Annotated in this window: 3 protein-coding genes; all 3 read right to left on the bottom strand. The window is 40.3% G+C overall.

What is annotated here, in order from left to right; all coding sequences use genetic code 11:
* Nucleotides 1-94 precede the first annotated feature (94 nt).
* Genes YQ22_RS14115 through YQ22_RS14105 form a run of 3 tightly spaced genes read right to left on the bottom strand, consistent with a single transcriptional unit; the run spans nt 95 to nt 16,823 of the window.
* On the bottom strand, nt 95-2,047 hold the full coding sequence (locus tag YQ22_RS14115; RefSeq protein ID WP_071341708.1) for an OmpA family protein: 1,953 nt from the start codon (nt 2,045-2,047) through the stop codon (nt 95-97).
* A gap of 11 nt (nt 2,048-2,058) precedes the next feature.
* Complete coding sequence (locus tag YQ22_RS14110) at nt 2,059-2,997, bottom strand: PorP/SprF family type IX secretion system membrane protein (protein WP_071341707.1); 939 nt, start codon at nt 2,995-2,997, stop codon at nt 2,059-2,061.
* A gap of 29 nt (nt 2,998-3,026) precedes the next feature.
* Nucleotides 3,027-16,823 (bottom strand): Ig-like domain-containing protein, encoded by a 13,797-nt coding sequence (locus YQ22_RS14105; RefSeq protein ID WP_071341706.1) that lies wholly within the window; start codon nt 16,821-16,823, stop codon nt 3,027-3,029.
* Nucleotides 16,824-17,084 lie beyond the last annotated feature (261 nt).

The following is a 17,084-nucleotide window of genomic DNA, read 5'->3' as shown; positions in this document are numbered from 1 at the left end:
ATACATCACATTCATCTTAACCGATAACTAAAACAAAAAAAAGTGGATAGAAGCATTGCTTCTATCCACTTTCCATATATGAGATTTATATATTCTATTCCACCACTATAAACTCTGATCGCCTATTTAATTGGTGGCTTTCTTTGCTACAAGGCACATTGTTGCTACAGTCGTTTACCAACGCTGTCTCACCATATCCTTCATACGTAATACGGTCACTGGATATGCCTTTTTTAATTAAATAATCTGCAGTTGCCTTAGCCCTCTTTGCTGAAAGGTTTTTATTGTACACATCATTCGCACGAGAATCTGTATGTGAGCGTACCTGTACCTTAACAGATGGAAATTCATTTAAATAAACCAATACCTTATTAATACTGACACTTGCATCTTCTCGTATAAAATACTCGTCAAAGTCGAAGTAAATTGGATCTATGTTCAAGTATTTAGCAAGGTCTGTGCCCACTGGTGCAGATTTGTCAATCTGCGTTAAAATAATTTCTATATCATTGAAATCTTTACCTTTTTCCGTAACTACGATTTTTTCGCCTTCTTCGTAATCTTTTTTGAAAGCCAAAATCTTATAGTTGCCTTTTGCACAATTGCCTTCAGTGGTAAACATTCCAGTACCATTGGTATTTGAACTAGATACTAATTCATTCTTACTATTGTATACGTTAATATCCGCATCTTTTAAAGGTTCACCTGTTTTTCCATCTCTAACCACCCCTGTAAGTTCTGTACTACATTGTAGATCTGAAGGTCTTGTTTCTGTAAAACTATAGATATCATCACTACCAACACCACCCTCTCTACTAGATGCAAAATATCCTTTTTTTAACTTTTGGTCCATAATGAATGAAAAATCATCTTGCACACTATTTACAGGTTCCCCAACATTTAAAATATATAAGGCATCCATATCATCAATTTTGGTGGCAAATATATCTAGACCACCTAGTCCTGGGTGCCCGTCAGATGCAAAATATAGTACCTCATCTTCGGTAATAAAAGGAAATGTTTCTCGACTTTCTGTATTTATTTCATTGCCTAAATTTTTGGGTGTTCCAAAAGTGCCGTCCTCGTTGATATCAACAACAAAAATATCCGATTGCCCATAAGTTCCTGGCATATCACTAGCAAAGTAAAGTTTTCTCTCATCATTGCTTAAAGTAGGGTGTGCTACCGAATAATTCTCGCTGTTGAAAGGAAGTTCCATAATATCTTCCCATTCGCCATCATTTAAAGTTGCCCTATAGATCTTTAATCTACTTAGACCTTCTTTATCCCTAAGAAAATTTCCATTTTTAGAATTGTTTCTTGTAAAGTAAACAGTTGAACCATCTTTTGTAAAAGCAGTAGAACTCTCATGGGTCTTTTTATTCAATTTTTTGGACAACCTTTCAGCAACACTAAATTCACCATTCTCGGTTACTTTGGTAGTATACAAATTTGTAAATGGCTTATTATTCCATTTATGAACACTTTTTAAAATTCTACCGGTATCTCTCGCCGTAGAAAAAATTAATTGTTCTCCGAAAAAGGACGGGGCAAAATCAGCAGAAGCAGAATTCACGGGAATATTCTTTATATCATATCTTTGACTATTTTCCTTTATTTTATCTAAATAGTCTTTATTTTCCTGGAATTTAAAAGCTCTTATATCTCCTCTTTTTTGTTCTGCGAACTTTTGCATCCAAACGTTAGATAGTTCGTAGTTCCCACTTGATTTTAAGGTCTGAGCATATTTATACAAATATTCAGTATCCACATTTATCTGTGGCTCTGCAAATAATTGCTCATACCAATATGCTGAGGCATTATAATCTCCTTTTTGATAATATGCATCTCCCAAATTCTTATGAATCTCTTCTGAAGTATAACCTTCTTTTACCAATTCCTCGTAAGATTCAATGGCTTCTGCATAAGCATAACTATTAAAATCCGCTTTGGCCCTTTTTGTTTTCTTATCCTGTGCATTAAGCATACTGCCAAATGATAATGCTATGACTAGTAAACACTTTATATTATTTATTCTATACTTCATAATTAATAGGTTTAAAAGAATCTTGGTGCCAATATATTTTTATAGCGGGTTAAAAATTCAAATCTTAGAAAGATTTCAAATGACCCATCGTTAAACGATGTACTTCCCAATTCGGTAATTTCACGGTCATATGCAAGACCTAACATTAATTTTTCGTTCAACTGAAATCCTACAAGTGCACTCATGGCTGCATCCCATCTATATGCCGCACCCAAGGAGAATGTATCATTAAGTAAAACGGTTGCAGAAAGATCAGCTTGCAATGGCGCACCTTCTACAGCCTTAAAAAGTAATGCCGGTTTTAATTTTAAATCAGGATTAATATCAAAAACATAGCCTGTTATCAAATACCAATTCATTCTTTCTTGAGCTATATAAGAATTACTATTTCCACCAGAATCAAAATGCTCCGTTTCTAGAAAATTCGGTATTGAAAGTCCTGCATAAAACTGTTCCGTATGGTAATAAACTCCGGCTCCAAAGTTAGGTGAGAACTTGTTATCTATATTGGTTTGCCCAACGGCTGCATTAGATCTATCATAATTTCTTAGTCTATTAAAGTCTATGTTCAAAAAATGACCGCCCGCCTTTAACCCAAAAGATAGTTTACCTTCTTCGGATGTTGGTACGGTATAAGAAAATACCGCATCAAAATAAGTATCTTGGTTTGTACCGTTTCCTATTTCATCGTTTACGATAGACAACCCAAGTCCTACCCTATCAGAAATAGGGCTATTTATATTCAAGGTCTGCGTTGTTGGTGCACCGTCTAACCCTACCCATTGTGATCGATGTAAGGCTGCAATACTAAGAACTCCTCTTGACCCTGCATATGCCGGGTTCACAGCAACGGTATTATACATGTACTGTGTATATTGGGCATCTTGTTGCCCCCTTATCGTCCAAAAGGATGCTACAAGTAAAAATAAAGTTATAAATAGATTCTTCATAGTTAATTTATTGTTGGGGGTTCTTTCTTTTATCTGTTAATATATAAGTAACCGTTCATTGATTTAGACTGTTGGTCATTGGCGTAATCAATTATATAGTAGTATACACCAACTGGTAATTCATCATTCTTTTTCACCGTTACCCTACCATTGGAAATACCTCTAAATGCATTACCATTGTTATCATATCCGTTAGTTTCAAAAACCAGCACACCCCATCTATTATATATTCTCACTGTATTATTTGGGAATGATTCTATATTATTGATTGTAAAGACACCACCGTTAGTGTTTGGATTCACAAGGTCACTTTCAATGCTAATATCACACGCCGTACCTTGTGGTGGAGTACCGCCAATAGAGCTACACCCATCAAGTGGATCGGTACTGTCCTCTATTTCTTGGCCATCATTGATGCCATCACCATCAGTATCCTCGTTTTCAGGATCAGTACCCAAAGAATTTTCTTCATCGGTAGTCAATCCGTCATTATCACAATCAGAAGTTCCAATAGGGGTTCCATTTATAGAATCACAAGCATCTAAAGGATCTGTATTATCCAAAACTTCTTGACCATCTGTAATTCCATCACCATCGGTATCGGGATTGTTTGGATCTGTACCCAAGTCTACTTCCTCACCATCGGTTAAACCATCGTTATCCGTATCAGGGTTATTAGGATCGGTTCCTAATGTCACTTCCTCTTCTGTGGTCAATCCGTCATTATCACAATCACTTGCTCCCAAAGGCATACCATCAACATGGTCACAATCATTTAAAGGATCGGTATTATCAACCAAAACTTCTTCTCCATCAACAATACCATCACCATCAGAGTCAGGATTATTAGGATCTGTTCCCAAATCACTTTCCTCGTTATTGGTAAGTCCATCATTATCAGAATCCTCAGATATCGTAACCGTACCATTACCAGAATTACCAGAAGCATCGGTAACAATTAATTCTATAACATCCTCATCAGTAAGAACAGGGAAATTACCAGATGTAGGGGTTGCCATACCCGTATCTAAACTCCATTCGCCATTAGCATCCGCAATTACGCTATAGGTTACATCCGTTAATCCATCACCATCCGTATCTAGTTCAATAACAAGAGGTTCATTGGCACTTGCATTACCTGTCAATACCGGATCAATATCGAATGTACTAAAGCTATCAGCTACTGGTGCGGTGTTATCAAGAATTACAGTTTCGGAATCAACAGCATTATTGCCCGGTATGTCAGACACTTCTGCATTTACTAAAATAGATCCATTTGTCAATGTCGAAATATCTGCATCGCTAGCAGTCCATACTCCAGATATTACAGTTGCGGTTGATGTAACTGTATTTACACCGTCACTAAAAGTAATTGTAACAATCTGATTATCTTCAACTCCGGTGGTTGTACCTGTTATAACAACATCATTATCTTCAACTGCATTAACAATATCATCTATTTCTATAGGTGTATCAATATCGATACCAATTACTACATCATGAACGATGTCTCTAGTAACCGCCACTGCAGGATTACCAGCTAGGTCTCTCACATTGGCTGTAATAATCTCATTTACATTCAATAACTGTGCATCTGTTGCCGGAATATCCAAGCTCCAAGTTCCTCCTGTTACGACTGTGTTGTACGACTGTCCGTTCAAGGATACTGTTACGATCTGTCCGTCTTCCGCATCCGTAGTACCGCTGATCGTTACATCGTTATCATCTTCAACCGCATTTATGATGTCATCGTTAGATACTACATCTATAGTAATGGTAGGTGCCGTAACATCATGCGTTATTTCACGTGTAGCTTGCGGTGCAGGGTTACCTGCTATATTAAATACATCAGCAGTAATTGTTTCATTTACATCCAATACCTGGGCATCTGCTGCAGGTAGATCAAAACTCCAGGTACCTCCTGTTACGATTGCAGTGTACGACTGTCCGTTCAAGGTTATTGTAGCGATCTGCCCGTCCTCGGCATCCGTAGTACCATTGATCGTTACATCGGTATCATCTTCAACTGCATTGATTATATCATCGGTAGATACCACATTTATAGTAATGGTAGGTGCCGTTACATCATGTTCAATGTCCCTTGTTGCCTGTGTGGCAGGGTTACCAGCTACATCACTTACATCTGCAGTTATCGTTTCGGTTGGGTCCAAAGCCTGAGCATCGGCAGCTGGTAGATCAAAGGTCCATGTACCTCCAGTTACACTTGCTGTGTAAGTCTGTCCGTTCAACACTATTGTCACAATTTGCCCGTCCTCTGCTCCAGTGGTCGTACCATTTATAGTAACGTCGCTATCATCTTCCACTGCATTGATATTATCATCGGTAGATACCACATCTATGGTTATCGTCGGTGCAGTTATGTCATGTTCGATATCCCTAGATGCCTGAGTGGCAGGGTTACCGGCTACATCGCTTACATCTGCCGTAATGGTTTCGGTTGGGTCCAATGCCTGAGCGTCTGTTGCAGGTAGATCAAAACTCCAAGTACCGCCAGTTACACTTGCTGTGTAGGTCTGACCGTTTAAGATTACAGTCACAATTTGACCGTCCTCTGCATCGGTAGTACCACTGATCGTTACATCACTATCATCCTCTACCGCATTGATGATATCATCTGTAGATACCACATCTATGGTAATGATCGGTGCAATAACATCATGTTGAATTTCCCTAGTTGCCTGTGTGGCAGGGTTACCGGCAACATCAATTACGTCAGCAGTAATGATTTCCGTTGGGTCCAATGCCTGAACATCTACAACTGGTACATTTAGACTCCAAGTACCACCCGTTACCGTGGTCGTATATGTCTGTCCATTCAAGGTTACCGTCACGGTCTGTCCGTCTTCCGCATCTGTAGTTCCGTTAATCGTTACATCACTATTCTCTTCGAATGCATTTATGATGTCGTCCGTAGACACTACATTTATAGCTATTGTAGGTGGAGCCACGTCGTGCTCGATATCCCTTGTTGCCTGTGTGGCAGGGTTACCTGCTACATCGCTTACATCTGCCGTAATGGTTTCGGTTGGATCCAATGCCTGAGCATCCGCCGCAGGTAAATCAAAGCTCCAAGTACCGCTAGTCACAACAGCAGTGTAGGTTTGTCCGTTCAAGGTTACCGTTACGGTTTGCCCGTCCTCGGCTCCGGTGGTAGTACCACTAATAGTCACGTCACTATCATCTTCTACAGCATTGATAATATCATCGGTAGATACTACATCTATAGTAATGGTCGGCTCTGTAACATCATGTTCGATATCCCTGGTCGCCTGTGTGGCAGGGTTACCTGCTACATCACTTACATCTGCAGTGATCGTTTCGGTTGGATCTAAAGCCTGAGCGTCTGCTGCAGGTAGATCAAAACTCCAAGTACCGCCAGTTACACTTGCTGTGTATGTCTGTCCGTTCAACACTATTGTCACAATTTGTCCGTCCTCGGCATCTGTAGTTCCACTAATGGTCACATCGCTATCATCTTCAAACGCATTTATGATGTCATCTGTAGAAACCACATCAATACTAATGGTAGGTGCAGTTACGTCATGTTCTATGTCTCTAGTTGCCTGAGTGGCAGGGTTGCCCCCTACATCGTTTACATCCGCAGTGATCGTTTCGGTTGGGTCTAAAGCCTGTGCGTCTGCCGCAGGAAGATCAAAGCTCCAAGTACCGCCAGTTACACTTGCTGTGTATGTCTGACCGTTCAAGGTTACCGTCACAGTTTGCCCGTCCTCTGCATCTGTAGTACCACTGATCGTTACATCGCTATCATCTTCAACCGCATTGATGATATCATCGGTAGATACCACATCTATAGCAATGGTAGGTGCAGTTACATCATGTTCGATATCCCTAGTTGCCTGAGTGGCAGGGTTGCCCGCTACATCGCTTACATCTGCAGTGATCGTTTCATTAGCTCCCAATGCCTGTGTATTTGTAGCAGGAAGATTAAAGCTCCATGCACCGCCCGAGACAACGGCTGTGTATGTCTGACCGTTCAAAGTTACTGTTACCGTCTGGCCATCCTCGGTCCCTGTAGTTGTACCACTAATGGTTACATCGCTATCATCTTCAACCGCATTGATGATATCATCGGTAGATACCACATCTATAGCAATGGTAGGTGCAGTTACATCATGCTCGATATCCCTAGTTGCCTGTGTGGCAGGGTTACCTGCTACATCGCTTACATCTGCAGTTATCGTTTCGGTTGGATCCAATGCCTGAGCATCGGCCGCAGGTAGATCAAAGCTCCAAGTACCTCCTGTAACAGTAGACGTATAGGTTTGTCCGTTCAAAATTACGGTTACTGTCTGACCATTTTCGGCACCAGTGGTCGTACCACTTATAGTCACGTCACTATCATCTTCTACAGCATTGATAATATCATCGTTAGATACTACATCTATAGTAATGGTCGGCGCTGTAACATCATGCTCGATATCCCTAGTTGCCTGTGTGGCAGGGTTACCTGCTACATCGCTTACATCTGCAGTTATCGTTTCGGTTGGATCTAATGCCTGAGCATCCGCCGCAGGTAGATCAAAGCTCCATGTACCACTAGTTACACTTGCCGTGTATGTCTGACCGTTCAAGGTTACCGTTACGATCTGCCCATCCTCGGCACCTGTAGTAGTTCCACTGATCGTTACATCACTGTCATCCTCTACCGCATTGATAATATCATCTGCAGAAACAACATTTATAGCTATAGTTGGGGCAATAGCATCATGCTCAATATCCCTGGTCGCCTGTATGGCAGGGTTACCAGCATCGTTGCTCACATCAGCCGTTATTGTATGTGTAGTACCCAATGCTTGAATATCCGCAGCAGGCACATCTAATGTCCAAACACCGCCAGTTACCGTAGTTGTATATGTTTGCCCGTTCAGCACTACAGTTACCGTCTGCCCGTCTTCAACATCTGTTGTTGTTCCGTTTATGGTAACATCATTATCATCTTCAACTGCATTTATGATGTCATCTACAGCTACAACATTTATTGTTATAGTTGGTATCGTAACATCATGTTCAATGTCCCTTGTTGCCTGTGTGGCAGGGTTACCTGCTACATCATTTACATCTGCAGTAACGGTTTCCGTAGGATCCAATGCCTGTGCATCTGCCGCAGGCACATCTAAAGTCCATGTTCCACTAGTTACGGTTGTGGTATATGTTTCTCCGTTCAATACTAGTGTAACGGTTTGCCCGTCCTCGGCAGTTGTTGTACCGTTTATTGTTACATCGGTATCATCTTCCAAAGCATTAATAACATCATCATTAGCCACTACACCAATTGTAATGGTTGGCGGCGTAATATCATGAATAATATCACGAGTAGCCTGGGTTGCCGGATTACCAGCAAAATCACTTACATCTGCAGTAATGGTTTCTGTAGGATCCAGTGCTTGTGCATCAGTTGCAGGCACGTCTAAAGACCATACACCACCAATTACCGTAGTTGTATACGTTTCTCCGTTCAATACTACTGTTACCGTTTGGCCATCCTCAGCTCCAGTAGTCGTTCCACTTATAGTAACATCACTATCATCTTCAAGAGCATTAATGATATCATCGTTAGATACCACGTCTATGGTTATTGTAGGTGCGGTATCATCATGCTCAATATCTCTGGTTGCCTGTGTTGCCGGGTTTCCTGCCAGATCACTAACATCTGCAGTGATTGTTTCCGTAGCATCTAAAGACTGTGCATCCACTGCCGGAATATCCAGCGACCACACACCAACCGTTACCGTGGTTGTATATGTTTGTCCGTTCAAGGTTACTGTTACCGTCTGACCGTCTTCAGCCCCTGTGGTTGTTCCACTAATGGTAACGTCACTATCATCTTCAACCGCATTGATAATATCATCGGTAGAAACTACATCTATTGTAATAGTCGGTGCAGTTACATCAATAGTCAGTAAAGCAACATCAGACGTTAACGGAGAACATACAAAAGTTAAATCTGTAATTATCACCCTATACTCAAATCCGTCTTGAGCTACGTTAGCACCGGTCAAGGTTAATGTCTCCGTTGTACTACCCGTGTAAATATCCGTTCCATTCGCATCATCTATAGCTTCAAAACCTCCACCTGATTGATCATCTACCTCCCATTGATATGCCAAGGAAATTCCAGATGCCGTTACGGTAAATGTTTCTGGTGAACTGCCATTGGTTAAAACATCTTGTGGTTGTTCAGCACTTGATGCAATTGTAGGCGTCTCCCCTGGTTGTTGAAAGTCGAAATCAGTATTAGTAGCACTATCCACATTATTTGGCGTAGTATATCCGTCAACCACATTGGTTCCGGTCACAACCCCATCATTATCTACCACAAGCGCACCATCTCCTAAAACTCCGTCTGAATCATCATCTGTAAAACCTGCCTCTATAACATCATTACATAAATCTCCATCCGCATCCAACTCTAAGTAATCAGCAATACCATCTGGTGTTGCCTCAGAATCCAGCACTGTATAATTCACTGAACCACTATTTTGTTGACCACTAGCCTGAACAGAATTTGGAACACCATCCGTACCCACAGCTCCGTCTAACCTTCCACTGGTAAAGGATTGACCACTGCCAGATTCTACCACATCATAAATACCATCATTATCAACATCCAAATCAAAATGGTTTGGAACACCGTCACCGTCGGTATCAAAACTATCAATAATACCGTCTCCATTATCATCTACACCTAAATCAGGATCAAGATAATTGAGTACCCCATCTGCATCTGCATCTGCACTTGGATCTAAACCGGACGGACTTTCTTCCGTATCCAGTATACCATCATTATCATCATCTAAATCAACAGAATCCGCAATGCCATCCAAATCATTATCATCTATACCGTCTTCTCTGTAATCTACTTCTGAAGTGGTAATCACCGCGTTGTTCGGTAGATCAGATGCCCCATTGTCTTGATCATCATTAGAATCGAACGGTAAACCTGTAGTATCTACATCATCATAATCATCAAACAAACCATCATGATCATTATCCAAATTGTTGGACGCCGTTGTAAAACCAGCTTCTTCAGTATCCGAAAGTCCGTCGCCATCGGTATCCAAATCCAGATAATCCGGAATTCCGTCACCGTCTGTATCTACCGGGGAAACACCTTCATCCCCTGCTCCTTCATATTCGTCACCTAAACCATCGCCATCAGTATCATCATTGCCATTGCCATCTGTATTTGCATTTCTAGCTACGTAACCACTTGTAGTTTGTGCTTCTACATTATCTGGAATACCATCGTTATCAGAGTCAATATCCAAATGATCTTCTATACCATCATGATCACTATCTATACCTTCATTTATAGTATATACCGGTGCAGACCCAGGACCCGATTGCGTTCCGGAAGGAGAACCGGCAGAGTTAGCAGCCGAAGTACTATTCGATGAAGTGAACAAACCGTTGATATCACAAGTTTGAAACAAAATAGAACCTAAATAATCATTTGATGAAAATCCTGGTTGTAGTTCACCCGAAAATGTTACTGTGAAATTGGTAGTTTCATAATAATTGAAATATACAGCCAATCTTGGTCCAAAATCTACACCTGACCATGTTTGTGGCGGTCCTTCAAATGTTGTGGTACCCGTTGCCAAATTCTCTGAAATATTCAACAAAGTATTACCATCAACAGCATATAACCCAGGTCTTGCAAGTGTAACGCTTTCTTCAGTATTAGCTCCATCAATATCATAAATAACACCTCCGAAACGAATAAGGTTTACCTGAAAATCCGTGCCCGTAGCCACCAACCTAATATTAAAGGTCATACTACCAACATCACCGACACCACCACCTACATCAAAACTAGGTTGCCAAGCGTCATTGCTGCCAAAACCACCATTATCAATAGAAGTTAAGGTTGCATTGTCAATATCGGTTATAGCTACAATTGCATCTAACACCCCAAGAGATGAAGTTACCACTGTAGAGAAACGATACTCTGCACCAACTGTACCCGGACCACTACCGGTAGAAGATATATAAGAACCACCTACAAAGGAACCGGGGGGAATACCACAATCATCTCCTTTGGTATCCGTAGGTTCAAAACCTAAAGATTCCACATAATCTAAAATACCATCATTGTCATTATCCTTATCTACACTATTATTAACACCGTCACCATCCGTATCTATAGGAGTCAAGTGCACATTGGCATCCCTAAAATCTACTTCACTCGTAAAAGGATCTTGATCATTAGGAAAATCATTAACATTTTGGTTGTTATTTGTTGCCCCGTTAGTATCTTCAATACCATTTGACCCCGTAATAACCAAATCAAAAGCATCATCTAGACCATCATTGTCAGCATCTGTACCTGACGGTGTAGTATCCGCAATATTATCTCCATCTATATCATATGCTTCAACCGTATCACTAACACCATCATTATCTGAATCAGTATCCCTAAAATCTGGACTACCTTGACCATCGGAATTTTCAGGTTCATTAATGGATTGTCCAGAACCGGCTGGCGGAACTTCATAATTATCAGCTAAACCATTTCCGTCTGAATCTGTACCAGGTGATTGGTAACCAGAAGTGGATTGCCATTCAATATTATCTATAATACCATCATTATCACTATCCAAATCTAAATAATCCAGATGTACATCTCCATCTGTGTTTACCGGTGAATTGGTAAAACTTCCTCCTTGATCTACATCAAATGCATCATCAATACCATCATTATCCGTATCATCACCGGAAGCTTGAACCAAACCAGCATCGGGCTGTGATTCTACTAAATCTTTTATACCATCATTATCTGAATCTATATCCAAAAAGTTTGGACCGCCTTGATTATCGCTATTCAAAGGAGTGGCAGAAACACCTGCTCCATCAGTACCACCATCTTCAGCAACATCTGGAATACCATTAGAACCATGATTACTTTCACCAGGATCTATAGACCCGTTTCCGTCAAGATCTAGACTACCATTGCCTGTTTCCACAACGTCAGGTATACCATCATTGTCACTATCCAGGTCTTCATTATTAGGAATGCCATCACCATCAAAATCACCGGTACCTTCTACAGCATCAAGTATACCGTCATTATCATCATCTTCATCGTTACTGTTACATATTCCGTCTCCATCAGTATCAATACCGTCATTTGCCGGATCAAAATTAGCTCCTGCAGAAAAATCATTGCTTGCCGTTGCCCCACAATCATCACAACCGTCACCATCCAAATCTTGACAAACCGAAGGATCTAATGGATCGGTATCCGAGCCATCAAGAACCCCATCATTATCATCGTCGGTATCACCAGAATCACACAAACCGTCACCATCAGTATCCGTACCATCATTTGCAGGGTCAAAATTAGCACCCGCAGAAAAATCATTGCTTGCCGTAGCGGAACAATCATCACAACCATCACCGTCCAAATCTTGACAAATTGATGGGTTTAATGGTGCATCATCATTAACATCTAAAACACCATCATTATCATCATCGTCATCACCAGAATCACACAAACCATCACCATCAGTATCCGTACCATCATTGGCAGGGTCAAAATTAGCTCCCGGAGAAAAATCGGTACTTGAGGTGCCGGAACAATCATCACAACCATCGTTGTCTAAATCTTGACAGATTGATGGGTTTAATGGTGCAGTATCTGAACCATCTGCCACACCATCATTATCATCGTCTAAATCCGAAGAGTCACAAATACCATCGCCATCAGTATCTACACCATCATTGGCAGGGTCAAAATTATTACCTGCAGTAAAATCATTACTTGCAGTAGCTGAACAATCATCGCAACCATCGCTGTCCAAATCTTGACAAATAGAAGGATCAAGAGGTGCAGTATCTGAACCATCTTCTACACCGTCATTATCATCATCAGGGTCACTAGAATCACAAATTCCGTCACCATCAGTATCTACACCATCATTGGCAGGGTCAAAGTTTGCTCCTGCAGTAAAATCATTGTTTGCCGTTGCAGAACAATCATCACAACCATCACCGTCCAAATCTTGACAACTGCTTGGATCTAACGGTGCATTATCATCACCATCTAGAACACCATCATTGTCATCATCAGTATCACCAGAATTACAAATTCCGTCACCATCGGTATCTATACCGTCATTTGATAGATCAAAATTATTGCCCACAGAAAAATCATTACTTGCCGTTGCCGAACAATCATCACAACCGTCACCGTCCAAATCTTGACAACTACTTGGATCTAATGGTGCATTATCATTTACATCAAGTACGCCATCATTATCATCATCGTCATCACCAGAATCACAAATTCCATCTCCATCAGTATCGGTACCGTCATTGGCAGTATCAAAATTAGGTCCTGCAGAAAAATTATTGTTTGCCGTGGCAGAACAATCATCACAACCATCGTTATCCAAATCTTGACAACTACTAGGATCTAATGGTGCATTATCATTTACATCAAGAACACCATCATTATCATCATCGTCATCACCAGAATCACAAGTACCATCTCCATCAGTATCGGTACCGTCATTGGCAGGATCAAAATTAGCACCTGCAGTAAAATCAGTGCTTGCCGTAGCCGAACAATCATCACAACCATCGTTATCCAAGTCTTGACAACTACTAGGATCTAAAGGTGCATTATCAGCTCCATCCAAAACGCCATCGTTATCATCATCATCATCACCAGAGTCACAAATTCCGTCACCATCAGTATCTATACCATCATTTGATGGATCAAAATTATTACCTACGGAAAAATCGGTACTTGACGTAGCGGAACAATCATCACAACCATCGCCGTCTGCATCTTGACAAACACTTGGGTCTAAAGGTGCATTATCAGCTCCATCTAAAACACCGTCATTGTCATCATCAGGATCGCCAGCATCACATAATCCATCTCCATCTGTATCAAGTCCATCATTTGATGGGTCAAAATTATTACCTGCAGAAAAGTCTGTACTTGACGTAGCGGAACAATCATCACAACCATCGTTATCCAAATCTTGACAACTACTAGGATCTAAGGGGGCATTATCATTAACATCTAAAACTCCGTCATTATCATCATCAGTATCACCAGTATCACAAATTCCGTCACCATCTGTATCAAGTCCATCGTTTGCAGGGTCAAAATTAGCACCGGCAGAAAAATCGGTATTAGGCGTTGCCGAACAATCATCACAACCATCACCATCCGCATCTTGACAACTACTAGGATCTAAAGGTGCATTATCATTTACATCTAAAACTCCGTCATTATCATCATCTGTATCACCGCTATCACACAATCCGTCACCATCGGTATCCGTTCCGTCATTGGCCGGATCAAAATTATTGCCCACAGAAAAATCCGTACTTGCGTTAGCGGAACAATCATCGCAGCCATCGCTATCCAAATCTTGACAACTACTTGGATCTAATGGTGCATTATCATCACCATCTAAAACTCCGTCATTATCATCATCTGGATCACCAGCATCACATAATCCATCACCATCCGTATCTGTACCGTCATTTGCAGGATCAAAGTTAGCGCCTACAGAAAAATCATTATTAGCTGTAGCAGAACAATCATCACAACCATCGTTATCCAAATCTTGACAGCTACTTGGATCAAAAGGTGCATTATCATCACCATCTAGGACACCATCGTTATCATCATCGTCATCACTAGAATCTGGCGTACCATCACCATCGGTATCCGGATCATTGGTTACCGTAATATTAACCGTTGCGGTTTCACAAACATCTGGGTCCGGATCGGTATTACATACCTCGTAAATTACTGATACTGTTGACCCATTCTCTGTCAATAAAGGGGTATATGCCAATTCACCAGTAAGAGCATCTAAAATTGCCGTACCGCCTGCAGTACCACCAACTCTGGTTATTGCAGTTGTACCTTGATTATTAGCGTCATTATTTGGCAAATAATCATCATTACTTAAAATATTAATATTTGTAGCTACGCCTAAGGTAGCATTGGCACTTTCATCTTGAGCCGTTGGTGCATACGGATTTGGATCCGTGGCATCTAAATGACCATCACCATCACTATCTATATCTAAATGATTGGGCAAACCATCATTATCTACATCATAAGCGTCAGGAACTCCATTGCCATCTGCATCTGTATATATTGTAGTGGTACCATCACCGGTATTTCCTACATCTTGGCTTACATCCTTAAAGTTTAAGATTCCATCACCGTCTTCATCACCAAAAGGATCAAGACCCGCATATTCATCTACATCTAAAATGGTATCATTATCATCATCCGTATCATTGTTATCCGTTGTACCATCACCGTCACTATCTCTTGGATCTCTCCAATCTCTTTCTCCACCAGCTGGGTCATCATCTGGAAAAGTATTTGGAGTTTGGTTATTGTTCGTTGCTGCATCTGGGTCATCCAATCCGCCAGCATTCTGATCAAAAATATCATCAATACCATCTAAATCTGTATCATTACCTGACAATGTTATCTCCGGAATATCATCTCCATTGGTATCATATGCCTCTACCGTATCTGGTATTCCGTCATTATCACTATCTGGATCTAAAAAATCTGGAACATTATCCGATGTTACAAAAGCAGCATCCGTATTAACAGGTAGTAAGCCTTGGTTACCTGTTCCCTCATAATTATCATCTAATCCATCACCATCGGAATCGTTACCAGACGGTGCTACATAAGTACCTGTAGCTTGAGCTTCAATATTATCTGGAATACCATCATCGTCAGAATCCAAATCTAAATGATTAGGAAAGCTATCATTATCTTGACTAGCCTCATAAACGTCCGGTACACCATCAGAATTTGCATCTGTATAGTTGGTAACACTACCATCGGCATTTGCATTATATGTAGGAACCCCATCCCCAGAATTATCTAAAACATCTTGATAATTGGGTAGACCGTCACCATCAGCATCTCCATTGGGATCATTACCATTAGATTCAACAATATCCAAAATTCCGTCATTATCATCATCAATATCAACATTATCAAAAACACCATCACCGTCAGAATCACCAACACAAACAGAGTATAAAAATGTATTGATCTGATATTCACTTTGGTTAAGATCAAATTCTTTTACAAAACCTGGATTAGCATAGATATCGAATTCAATAAAATTTACATCATTGAACTCGAACATTAAATTACTTTCAGGACCGTTTGACTCAGATTCCGTACCTGTCGACAAAAGTGTTGGCGGCGTTGTGTCTATTGCAATATTTGTGGGAATATCAGTAGCCGTAAAACGTACGGAATTACTACAGTCTGTACCCACCGCTTCATTTTCTATAGGTACATTTGGATCAGCAGGAGCCGGGGTACCATCTATATCATTTATAATTATCCTAAAATCATTTACAGGTATCAAGGTCGTCTGATCCGCTTGTAAAAAACTAATTCTTATTCTTGAAGGTGCATTGGTATTACTGTTCGAAGGATTCAAATAAAAGAAATTATCTACAGTATTAGAATATGCAATCTGTCCATTACCTGGCGCACCGCCAATTTTTTGAACTCTTACAAAAGCCAATGCCGGTATAGTAGGTGAAGTAGCATTAAAATAGGCATCTTCAACGGTACCACTTGAAACACCCGTTATAGATACGCTTTCAAAATTCTGTCCATTGGCATCAATTGCAAAAAACAGCACAAGTGCAACCAGACAAGATTGTAAGTATGCAAGGCTTTTATATTTAGAATATGTATTTATCTTTAACAGATTAGCACATAGACTTAAAAGTCTACTAAACAAAAAATTAAATCTGTTCATTTTCGTCTTCTGTGAATTTCTCTGTCTTGTGAAGTAAGCGTGCATTAGTTTCATATTCCGCGAATTCTTTACTTAAAAGATTATTGTCTTAATTTTTACATGAACAAGTGTTCATTTAAAAATTAATGATAAATCAAAAATAACAATGGTTTTATAAGGGTATTATTATTTGTTGTCAAATAGCCCTTTCTGTATGTGAATCTAATATATAATGTATTTTCCTACAAAAGTATACAGACAATAATTATTGTTTTAGTGATC

It is taken from the genome of Maribacter sp. 1_2014MBL_MicDiv (assembly GCF_001865655.1).
GTDB lineage: Bacteria > Bacteroidota > Bacteroidia > Flavobacteriales > Flavobacteriaceae > Maribacter > Maribacter dokdonensis.
This window is presented reverse-complemented; position numbering and strand designations above follow the sequence as displayed.

What these genes read in the sequence shown, in the direction of transcription:
- YQ22_RS14115 (WP_071341708.1), bottom strand. Translation starts at nt 2,047, where the DNA reads ATGAAGTATAGAATAAATAATATAAAGTGTTTACTAGTCATAGCATTA.
- YQ22_RS14110 (WP_071341707.1), bottom strand. Translation starts at nt 2,997, where the DNA reads ATGAAGAATCTATTTATAACTTTATTTTTACTTGTAGCATCCTTTTGG.
- YQ22_RS14105 (WP_071341706.1), bottom strand. Translation starts at nt 16,823, where the DNA reads ATGAACAGATTTAATTTTTTGTTTAGTAGACTTTTAAGTCTATGTGCT.